The following is a 10,884-nucleotide window of genomic DNA, read 5'->3' on the forward strand; positions in this document are numbered from 1 at the left end:
GGATCGGAAACTAACTTCATCGGGGATTAATGATTACTTTTGGATGATGCGATCGTTCTTCAGTATTGACGATTTGTTGATGTTTGTTATCTGGCGATCGAGAGATTTCCGCTGCTGTCAAATAGTAGAAACCGATCCTGCTTGAATGCTACTTCCTCTATACTCTCTGCGCCTCTGTCTTGATTTGCGCTCGTCGGGGAACCCGACGAGCGCAAATCGCTGCGGTTAAAAATAATAAGATTGCTGAAATGCACAATCTGGAAAAATTTCCCGAAAATTAGGTAGGGGCAATTCATGAAGTGGCGGTTTTATTCGGAGGGAACCTCCGAATAAAAAAACCGACAAGACATTGCCCCTACCTAATGTAAGCTCTTATCGATCGCATCGATAAAAATTTAGGAATTTTTCATCCGTTTTAGCTCTTCTTGCAAGGCTTCTACTTGCTTCCGCATGTCGCTTATCTGTTCGGGAGATTGGGATGGCGAGGAGGGGGCTTCTGCATCGGAAACAATTTCGATCTGGCGCGGTTCGGTAGTTTTTTTAGCTCGTTCGGTAGCGTTCGTGTCGTTCGGAGCTTGGTTTAAATTCTGTTGTTGGGCGGATTTAATCATTTCATCCACCAATTTGCGCGCTTCTTCGGTGGTAATTTCACCTTTGGCAACCATATCATCGGCTAACTTTTGCGCCTGGGAGCCGATCGAGGAAAACTTTTCACCCGCTTGTTCTCCAGCCGCTGTCGCTAGACCGACTCCAAGATAAAATGCTTTTTGGACGATATCTCCTAAACCAGCCATAGTTAACCTGCGATGTAGTAATTATTGTCGATCGGTCTCGTCTTTATGATAGACGTTCGCACGAATCGATGGCTAGGGTTTGAGTGGTACGGGTTGCCGATATCGTGTAGAGAGGATATGGCGATCGGTTGTGAAAAAATACTGTTATGACCCGGAGACCACGCCTGTAATAAGCATCCCATGTTGCTGCTACCTTCCAGTCCTGACAAGGTTTGGGCGTTACGACCGCGTAGGGCCGAGTCTTTCTTACTATAACACAGGATCGTTAGCGCGATCGAGCTATTTCGGAAAACTTTCCCACAGATGGGATCGATATTTAATAAAATACTTTGGAATTCGGAGACCACGCCTGTTGCAAGCATCCGATGTTGCTGCTACTTCCGTCCTGACAAGGTTTAGGCGTTACGACCGCATGGATCCGAATCTGTCTAAATTCATAACATTTAATTTGGTGCAGTGTCAATACGATCGGTGGAAAATCTTGCCAGTTCCCGATCGCCGAATATAATGTCAATGCTAAGTTTCCCAATTATTTTATGAGCCGCACCGCTGGATTTTTGCGCTTGGATCTACTGAAAAATCATCGTGAAACTGTTGCCGCAGGCGGGTGTGCGCTGCTATTGGCGATCGGGTGGCTGGCATTGCAATTTTCGGCTGGGCAGATCGTCGGATTGTGTTTGCTGTTGCTGGCGTATCTCGTCGGCGGCTATGGCAGCGCGATCGAGGGGTTGACGACGTTGTGGGAGGAGCGGGAGCTAGATGTCGATCTGCTGATGATTGTAGCGGCTCTGGGTGCGGCGGGGTTGGGCTGGTGGCAACAAAAATATGAGTTAATTATCGATGGTGCGGTGTTAATTTTGATTTTTGCGATTAGCGGAGCCTTAGAAGGTTATGCAATGGCGCGTACGGAACGGAGCATCCGCAGTCTCATGAGTTTAACGCCAGATGTAGCGCGGGCGATCGTGGGTGGGATGGAGCGCGAAACGCCGATCGATCGGCTGCAAGTTGGAGATATTTTATTAGTGAAACCGGGGGAATTAATTCCGACTGATGCGATCGTTATTGCTGGCGCGAGTAGTATCGATCGATCGGCAATTACGGGGGAATCGCTGCCAGTAGCCACCGAGATCGGCGATGAAGTCTTTGGTGGTACGATTAATGGGAATGGTGCCCTGACGCTCGAAGTTCATCAGCCGCCAGCCAGCCGTCTGATTCAGCGGATTATTACATTAGTACAACAGGCTCAAACCGCCACCCCCGCTTCTCAAGCCTTTATCGAAAAATTCGAGCGGGGTTATGCTAAGGCGATCGTTATTTTTGGGATCTTACTCGCCACTTTGCCACCATTTTTATGGCAGTGGAGCTGGGAAACGACGATTTATCGCGCGCTAATTTTTTTGGTGGTAGCCTCGCCCTGTGCGTTAATGGCGGCGATTATGCCAACATTACTATCGGGAATTGCTAATGGTGCCAGACAGGGGATTTTATTTAAAGGTGGCAATACGCTCGAAGCGATCGGGCAAATTAAGGCAGTTGCTTTCGATAAAACTGGTACGCTGACGACGGGGAAATTAGCCGTCGTCGAAGTTATCCCAGTGGGCAGCATCCACGATCCGCAAGCGATTTTACAACTAGCCGCCGCGATCGAAAACAGCTCCGAACATCCGATCGGACGCGCGATCGCCACCGCAGTCAGGGAGCAAAATTTGGCAGTTAATACCGCCACCGAAATTACCGCCGTGCCAGGAGTCGGAATTAAGGGCACGCTCGGAGAGCGGGCAATTTTCGTCGGGAAGGCGCGGTTGATGTCGGATGCAGTTCGAGCCGAAATTAATACGCACCAAGCCACCATCGCCGATTTAGCCGCTGCGGGGAAGACGATCGTCTGGGTGGCAATTGAAGATGAATTGGTAGGGGCGATCGCCTTAGCAGATACCCTTCGCCCAGAAGCCGTAGCATTAGTCAACAGGTTGAACCGACTGGGCATCGCCCAAATTATTCTCACTGGCGATGGAGCCGAAAGCGCGCAGGCGATCGCGCAGCAATTGGGAATTACGCAGGTACATGCAGAATTATTACCAGAAGATAAGGTAAATATCGTCGCGCAATTACAGTCACAATATCAGCACGTAGCGATGGTAGGCGATGGCATTAACGACGCACCCGCGCTAGCAGCGGCAACAGTCGGGATTGCAATGGGCGGTTCTGGTAGCGATGTGGCTCTGGAAACCGCCGATGTGGTGTTAATGAGCGAATCGCTCGATAAGTTAGATCGCGCGATCGAATTAGGCAGGCGCACTCAACGGATTATCAACCAAAATATTACCTTCGCTCTCGCTTGTATTTTGCTGTTATTAGTCAGCAATTTTCTGGGCGAAATCGATATGCCGTTGGGCGTTTTCGGGCACGAAGGCTCGACGGTATTAGTCACATTAAGCGGTTTGCGCTTATTAAGGTAGGAGATGGGAGATGGGATCTGGGAGTTGAGAGATATGGGTTATTAGATAGCATCTGTGATTGAATGCTGGAAATACGTTCCAAGTTTTCTCTCCCCGTCTCTCTTGAAAAGGTGCTTTACTTGCGGCTCGCCTTTGGACGGGTTCCCCGTCAAAAAAGGCGAGACAGCGGCGTTTTTATTAGGGGGTTACCCCCGAATAAGAAAACGACAAGACAAGACAGGGGGAACAAGCGACGTTTTGGGGCGCGACGTTTTCGGGGGAAGCTTCCCCCGAAAAGCTCGCTTGGGAAGCTTCCCCCCTAGAGCTTCGCGCCCCAAGAACGCACTTTTCGCTCCCCGTCGCCCCGCTCCCATCTACCCCAGATGAATTTGTGGCTCGTGCATTTGGGAGATGGCTTGGGTGAGATATTCAATCTCGTGAAGGAGAGGATAGATATTTGTTTGAGCGGATAAATTTTGCGGATTGTAATTGTCGATCGCCAGCATTTTATCTAGTTGAATTGCTAGTTGCTCGATCGCCACAGCACCGACATTTGCGCTGGCTCCTTTAATCGTATGGAGGAGACTTTCAATTTTGGCGATATCGCCATTGGCGATCGCAATATGAATCAGTCGGAGTTGCTCTTGAGTATTTTCGACAAAAACTTGCAGGATCTTCCGCTCGAATTCGGGATCGCCTTCGGAGATTCGATGCAGATATTCCAGATCTATCGATAATTTGGGAATCGGGGCGATTTCGTTCGCGTAGCCTCTCCCGTTGAGCATCGCCTCTGGCGGATCGTTACTGCTAGAGAGCGACTGACTGGGATCTTCTACATCGATAGTGACGATCGAATCGTTGCTGCTAGGCGATGGTGTCCACTGAGCGAGTTTAGCCGCTAGTTCGTCTTTACGAACGGGTTTAGATAAAAAGTCATCCATCCCGGCTAACATTGCCAATTCGCGATCTTCTTTCATCGCGCTGGCGGTGAGGGCGACGATCGCCGTATGACGTAGTTTGCCTTCGCGAATCCGAATTTCTTTAGTCGCCGCATAACCATCGAGGCGCGGCATGTGGCAATCCATTAGAATTACATCGTAGTCTCGATCGGCAATTTTAGCGAGCACTTCTTCGCCATCGCAGGCGAGATCGGCAATGTAACCTAAGTTTTTGAGCTGGTTGAGGGCGACTTTTTGATTGACTTTATTATCTTCGGCTACCAAAATTCGCAGGTGTGAGCTGGCTGCTGTAGTAGCGATCTGCGGCTGGGGTGGTTTGGGATCGGTAATATACTCAAAGGCTTTGTGGGGTAGAGCGATGGGTTCCCCAGACTCGATACATTTACCGAGTAAGCTCGTCGGCTTGGCTGGCTTGAAGGCGTAGCTAGAAATCGCGCCGCGTTTTTGAAGCTGGGAGGCACGATCGTATTCATGAAAGGCGATCGTGGTAATTATCCGCAAATTTGCCAGTTCTGGATAGTGCCCGATCTGCTCTGGGAGGGTGCTATTGCGGCTGTCGGGGAAGGTTAAATCGGTAATGAGGGTCTGAAAAGGTTTGCCCACGACAGCAGCAGCTAGGAGCAGATTCATGGCTGCGGTGCTAGTTGTCGTGGTGGTAGCGATCGCGCCATAATATTCAGCCGCAGAACAAATGGCATGACGGCTGTGATCCCAATTGCCAGCAATGAGCAAGCGTTGTCCGTCTAGGCTTTCGGCGAGTTGGCGCGACTGTCGCAATTCGTCGCTGACTTCTGGGGTGAGGCTGGCGCAGGAGCAAGTCAGGGTAAACCAAAAGATCGAACCTGCGGAGGGCGCACTGATTACGCCAATTTCGCCGCCCATCATTTCGATTAAGCGTTTGGAAATTGCCAATCCCAATCCGGTACCGCCATATTGGCGCGTGGTGGAGGAATCAGCCTGCGAGAAGGATTGAAAAATTTTGTCTTGACTGTCTGGCGCGATGCCGATGCCTGTATCTTGAACTTGGAAGTAGAGGGTGATTTGCCGATCGGTGGTGGCAATCGCGCTAATATCGATCGAGACACCGCCGCGATCGGTAAATTTGATGGCATTCCCGATCAGGTTGGTTAAAATTTGACCTAATCTAGTCGGATCGCCTTGTAAGTTTTTGGCGATCGTCGGTTCGATCCGACAGCTTAATTCGATGCCTTTGGAGTAGGCATTATTAGCGAGCACGTCGATGGTTTGTTCGACTGTTTCGACGAGATTGAAGTTAATTTCTTCAAGGTGCAGTTCTCCGGCTTCGATTTTAGAAAAGTCGAGAATTTCGTTGATGATATTTAATAAGTTATCCGAGCTACCGCGAATTGTTTCGACAAAGCTGCGCTGTTCTTCATTGAGTTTAGTATCTAATAAAATTTCGGTAAAACTGATAATGCCATTCATCGGTGTCCGAATTTCGTGGCTCATGTTTGCCAAGAACGCGCTCTTCATTTTGCCCGCAGATTCGGCGAGTTGACGGGCTTTTTCGAGGGCGATATTTTCTTTAGTTAACTCTTGACGAGAGTGCCGTTCGCGCTCGATTAATAATGACTGAAGTTGCTTCGAGGTGGTGATATCTTCGATCGCGATTAGAAATCCAGAGACGACGGCAATATCTTTCATTTTCTTGCCATCGATAATCTCTCTTTGAATCTCTTGCCAATTGAATAGTGCTTCCAATCTCAGCGTAAAAAATTTATCATTGTGCTTGACTTCTTTGGCAGGTAGACTTTGGTAATTATGCAGATCGACTAACCGATCTTGCCACTCGCGATCGCTAAACCAGCTTGGTACTAAGCAGTGAGCGATTTTATCGCCGATATTAACATTTAATAATTGCGATGCGACTGAATTACAAAACCACACTGTGCCGTCTAATTCTGTTGCTAATAAGCCCATCGATAAGCTGTTGGCGATCGCAGTTTGGGCAGATTGGGCGCGGCCTAATTCAGCCGCTAGGGTCGCTAATTTGGCAACTTTACCAACTGGAATCGGTGGCAAAAGTTGGCGGTCGCCAGGGCGCGGTGTGTGCGCGACCAAATTGATTTGATGGGTTTGCCACAGCCTGTCGATTTCGCGCTTGACCAAATAATCTGTATAGAGCCGTTCGCAATAAGCGACACCGACAGAAGTGAGTAAAATCAGCGTTAGCGGTGCGGCAACTGGCAGCCAATAATTGTTGGCTAAAGCGACTGTGACGATCGCGATCCAACTACTACTCAATCCTAATAATGCCAACAATCGCTGACCGTGGGTGAGCCGACTGAGCTGATAACTCAACAGCGGACTGATGCCGAAAAATACTAGCAACAGCCAGCTATCGGGGATAAGTTGTAATTGTGTGCGTTGGAGCAAATTATCTACCACTGCGGCATGAAGATAAATACTCGCCGCTCCTTCAGATCGATCGAATGGTGTTTCGATCCGCTTGGCATTACTACCCGTAATGCCAACTAAGACGATTTTGTTATTAAATCCTTTTTCCTGTCGTTGCTGTTCGCGATCGGTTTGAGGATCTAAAATCGAACTGAAAGTATAATGATTGGATCTGGCAACTTTACCCGGCCAATTAATCCAGAACTTCCCCTCATTCGGCGGACGTTTGATTTCGGGATCGTTGCTGAGATTGTGCCCTTCTACCGCCATCCACGCGAGTGAATAAACCCGATTTTTATAAGATGGAATCTGCCTAACTACGCCATCGTAACTTTTAATGACATCGATATGACCGACTGCGGGAGCAGCGGCTTTCAATCGCCGCGTCGGGACGATCGGATTATTTCTGCGATCCCAACTTTGAGCGAGAATTACCGCTTTATGGTTATTAATTGCTTTAATAAACTCATTGTCATTGGGTGTGATATCGTTAAAAACCTGCTCGAAGGCGATCGTACTAGCATTGTACTTAGTTAGAATTTTAACTAGCTTGGCATAGTACGATCGATTATTTGGTAAATCTCTAAATTTATCGATACTTTCATCATCAATTTCTACCACCACGATCCGATCGTCCCAAGCCCGTTCTCCTCGCAATTCGGTCAGTCGATTATAAGCAAAATCTTCGGCTGGTGCCGTCGCACTTAGTTGTACCAAGCCAATTGCGACCGCTGCGGCAATTGGCCCAGGAAACCACCGCCATACAGATCGCAGGTGTTCTGGGATGTGCGCGGAAAGATTAGTCAAGCGAGTGAGATAGTTCAAAATCCGTGGCGGTAGATTCAGTAGATGGTGGCTGATATTAGCGGTGAAGACTTAACTCGTTCGCGTTGGCACCAGCCTGCCGTTAGGCACAGTGTGGGCTTTGCCCAATCGCACTTTATCCTAATTAAAATTAACAATAACTGGAATCTAACTACTTGCAATCGGCAACATAGCTGTTAAAACCTGCTTAATTAGCGCATCCGACACCAGATCTTCAGTCGGATTTAACACTTCATAAGCGATCGTGCGAGTACTACCAATTTTACTGGGTAGGATGAATACACCCTTGCCTGCCTTAACTTTTTTATCAGATTTGAGCGTTTTGACAATTTGCTCTAAATCGATAGCTGGTGGTAGTTCGATCGCTAAATCTGCTTTATGAATAACCCGATCCTGACGCTGTGCTTCTTGTTGCGTCCACAGTTGCAGTTTGACGGCAATTTGTCCGGCGGCGGACATGCCAAGTGCTACAGCTTCGCCATGATTTATTGTATATTCTGTCACGTTTTCGATCGCGTGTCCGATCGTATGACCGTAATTTAGGGTCGCGCGCAATCCTGTCAGTTCGTGCTCGTCTTTGCTCACTACTTCGGCTTTAGCACGAGCCGATCGCGTTAGAATAGTAGCTAGCAATTCGGGGTCGATCTGGTTTTGCTGGAGTCCATCGGCGCGTTCGAGCAAATCGAATAATTCGGGGTCGCCGATAATGGCATACTTAATTGCTTCGGCCATTCCCGCTCGAAATTCGCGCGCGGGCAAAGTAACCAGCACATCGGGATCGGTTAGCACCAAACGCGGCTGATGAAACGCACCGATCAGATTTTTGCCATGGGGATGGTTGACACCAGTTTTACCCCCAATCGACGAATCGACCATTGCGAGTAAAGTCGTCGGTACCTGCACCACGGCAATGCCCCGCAGCCATGTAGCGGCTGCAAACCCAGTCATATCTCCAATCACCCCCCCGCCCAAAGCAACCAGGGTTGAGGAGCGTTCTAGCCCATGCTCCAGGGCGAGATCGTAGATGTGGGCGATCGAGTCGAGCGTTTTATAACGTTCGCCGTCGGGAAGTTCGCAGTAGGATACTTCAAAGTCGGCTTGTTGGAGTGCGGAAATCGTCCGTTGTCCGTAGAGTGCAAACACGGTGGGGTTAGAAACCACCATCACTTTATTGCCAAGTTTCAGATCCCGACATTTTGCCCCCAGCCGATCGAGATTTCCCGGCGCGATCGAGATTTCGTAGGCGTTTTCAGCTAGCGCGACTTGAATCGATTCCATGAGCGGTAAGTTTGAACGTATATTTAGATTGTAGATGTCCAGAGCAAAGATACCGCGCCTTCTTTAGCAGAGCTTTTTGGCGTTATGGCACGAGAATCTAGTCTCCTCTACCCTCTAAACTCCAGTCAATGATTTAATAGTATGTACGTAACCTAAAAATAAGTAAATATATGTCTGGCGCGATCGCTTATCTCGGTTTTATCGGTATCATGTTCGGCATTGCGATGGGTCTGTTCTTTGGACTGAAATTTACCAAAATCATCTAAAGCAACGGCGACTAGTCAGCAGTGGCTAGTCTATACCCACATCATCACATTCACTCACCTCACTATTTTCCTCACTCATGAAATCCTACCTTGCTGCTGCCGTTCAAATGACGAGCCTGCCGGATCTGGCTAAAAATCTCGCTACGGCTGAAGAACTAATCGAATTAGCCGTTCGTCGAGGTGCTGAGTTAATCGGGTTGCCAGAAAATTTTGCTTTTTTGGGGACTGAGGAAGATAAGATCGCTCAAGCTGATTCGATCGCGACTCAAACTGAAAAATTCCTCAAAACCACCGCCCAAAAGTATCAAGTCACGATCGTGGGTGGTGGTTTTCCCGTCCCAGTCGGCGATCGGGGTAAGGTTTATAATACCGCACTGTTAGTCGGCCCCAGCGGTGAAGAACTCAGTAGATACGAGAAGGCACATTTATTTGATGTGGATCTCCCTGATGGCAACACCTATCAGGAATCTAGCACCGTCATGGCAGGCATGAAACTCCCCGATGTCTACCACTCGCCCCAATTAGGCGGGATTGGCTTATCTGTCTGCTACGATGTCCGCTTTCCAGAATTGTATCGCCATCTCTCTAAATTAGGCGCGGATGTTTTATTCGTCCCGGCAGCATTTACCGCCTACACTGGTAAAGATCACTGGCAAGTTTTACTGCAAGCTCGCGCGATCGAAAATACCTGCTACGTCATCGCTCCCGCTCAAACTGGCAACCACTACGCCATGCGCCAAACTCACGGACATGCGATGATTATCGGCCCTTGGGGAGTCATTCTAGCCGATGCTGGCGACCTTCCCGGTATCGCGATCGCCGAAATCGATCCCAAGCGTCTCGCCCGCGCCCGCGCTCAAATGCCCTCGCTCCAACATCGAGTTTTTGCCTAGATTTAGTGGATAGTCGATAGTGAGATTAGAGTTTTAATCTTCCTAGTCCTTACTTCTTACTCTCCCATCGCCCCGCTCCCCCCTCCCAACTATGAGTGCAAATAATCTTCAGTTACTTAATATCCTCAATATTGGTGTCACTATTATTTTGGTAATTATGACAGTCTTATTTATCTTCCGGATCGTGCTGACGTGGTATCCGCAGGTTGAGAGTCAAAAAATGCCATTTAGCCTGGTTATCGCACCGACAGAGCCATTTTTAGCCCCTTCTCGCAAACTAATTCCCCCCATTGGTGGAGTCGATATTACGCCAATTGTCTGGGTGGGAATTATCAGTTTGATTCGAGAAATTTTAGTCGGACAACAAGGTTTGATTTCAATGTTAATTAGATAGGAGCGGGGAGACTGGGGGACAAAGGAGACTGGGGAAAAAGTAACGATCTGGTTGTAACGATGACGAGGAGTTGCTAACTAGTTGCGCGAATTAATTCTACAGCGTCCCGCCCGTCGGGTTCTTGAAAATAAACCTTAACTTTTTCCTCGCGAGCGGTGGGCAATTTCTTCCCGCAAAAATCTGGATGAATTGGTACTTGCCGATGACCGCGATCGACTAAAACTGCGAGTAAAATATGTTTGGGTCTACCATACTCATTAACTGCGTTGAGTGCAGCGCGGATGGTGCGACCCTGATAGATAACATCATCTACTAAGATAACCGTCTTACCATTCAAGTCTACCGGAATATTGGTTTTACCTGGAGTTCGCACGGCGATCGAATCGAGATCGTCGCGGTAAAAAGTAATATCTAGAGTCGCCACGGGAATCTTTACCCCTTCTAATATTTCGATTTGTTTGGCTAACATTTTTGCTAGCGGAACACCTTTGGTTTGAATGCCTACTAATACAATCTGCGACAAATCCCGACAGCGTTCGTCAATTTCTGAAGCCAATCTCACGATCGTTCTGCGGATTTCATCAGCCGATAAGATTTCAACAATAGAACTTGACATGAG

General features: G+C 48.4%; 8 protein-coding genes and 2 other RNA genes. 4 read left to right on the forward strand and 6 right to left on the reverse strand.

Translation table 11 applies throughout. From position 1 onward, the window contains the following. Positions 1-395 precede the first annotated feature (395 nt). The 3 genes from RMO79_RS14315 to ffs (RMO79_RS14325) all read right to left on the reverse strand — a co-directional run bounded on the left by RMO79_RS14315 (position 396) and on the right by ffs (RMO79_RS14325) (position 1,219). Positions 396-794 carry a hypothetical protein gene (locus tag RMO79_RS14315; protein ID WP_310483850.1) on the reverse strand — a complete coding sequence of 133 codons (399 nt, stop codon included), beginning with the start codon at positions 792-794 and terminating at the stop codon, positions 396-398. Between the two features lie 145 nt (positions 795-939). After that, an RNA gene (ffs, locus tag RMO79_RS14320) (signal recognition particle sRNA small type) lies at positions 940-1,036 on the reverse strand. Positions 1,037-1,124: 88 nt separating this feature from the next. Further along, positions 1,125-1,219, reverse strand: an RNA gene (gene ffs / locus RMO79_RS14325) — signal recognition particle sRNA small type. A gap of 111 nt (positions 1,220-1,330) precedes the next feature. Here ffs (RMO79_RS14325) and RMO79_RS14330 point away from each other — a divergent pair. Continuing rightward, entirely contained in the window at positions 1,331-3,253 is a 1,923-nt protein-coding gene (locus RMO79_RS14330) for a heavy metal translocating P-type ATPase (protein WP_310483852.1), read from the forward strand. Positions 3,254-3,606: 353 nt separating this feature from the next. Here the strand turns inward: RMO79_RS14330 and RMO79_RS14335 are convergent, their stop codons facing one another. Next, positions 3,607-7,434, reverse strand: a complete 3,828-nt coding sequence (locus RMO79_RS14335) for a CHASE2 domain-containing protein (RefSeq protein ID WP_310483853.1) — start codon at positions 7,432-7,434, stop codon at positions 3,607-3,609. Between the two features lie 147 nt (positions 7,435-7,581). Beyond that, positions 7,582-8,712: a 3-dehydroquinate synthase gene (gene aroB, locus RMO79_RS14340; RefSeq protein ID WP_310483854.1), complete on the reverse strand. Its 1,131-nt coding sequence runs from the start codon at positions 8,710-8,712 to the stop codon at positions 7,582-7,584. A 170-nt stretch (positions 8,713-8,882) separates the two neighbouring features. Between aroB and RMO79_RS14345 the strand changes: the two genes are divergently transcribed. The 3 genes from RMO79_RS14345 (at position 8,883) to RMO79_RS14355 (ending at position 10,265) form a co-directional block, all read left to right on the forward strand. Then, the gene (locus RMO79_RS14345; RefSeq protein WP_310483855.1) at positions 8,883-8,978 is read left to right on the forward strand and encodes a cytochrome b6-f complex subunit PetL; all 96 of its coding nucleotides are present in this window, start codon (positions 8,883-8,885) and stop codon (positions 8,976-8,978) included. A gap of 77 nt (positions 8,979-9,055) precedes the next feature. Then, positions 9,056-9,871, forward strand: coding sequence for a carbon-nitrogen hydrolase family protein (locus tag RMO79_RS14350; RefSeq protein WP_310483856.1), 816 nt, complete (start codon positions 9,056-9,058; stop codon positions 9,869-9,871). A 91-nt stretch (positions 9,872-9,962) separates the two neighbouring features. Next, positions 9,963-10,265, forward strand: a complete 303-nt coding sequence (locus tag RMO79_RS14355; RefSeq protein ID WP_310483857.1) for a YggT family protein — start codon at positions 9,963-9,965, stop codon at positions 10,263-10,265. A gap of 73 nt (positions 10,266-10,338) precedes the next feature. Here RMO79_RS14355 and pyrR read toward each other — a convergent pair whose 3' ends face one another. Further along, positions 10,339-10,881: a bifunctional pyr operon transcriptional regulator/uracil phosphoribosyltransferase PyrR gene (gene pyrR, locus RMO79_RS14360; protein ID WP_310483858.1), complete on the reverse strand. Its 543-nt coding sequence runs from the start codon at positions 10,879-10,881 to the stop codon at positions 10,339-10,341. Positions 10,882-10,884 lie beyond the last annotated feature (3 nt).

The organism is Chamaesiphon sp. VAR_48_metabat_403, from assembly GCF_031422475.1.
GTDB lineage: Bacteria > Cyanobacteriota > Cyanobacteriia > Cyanobacteriales > Chamaesiphonaceae > Chamaesiphon.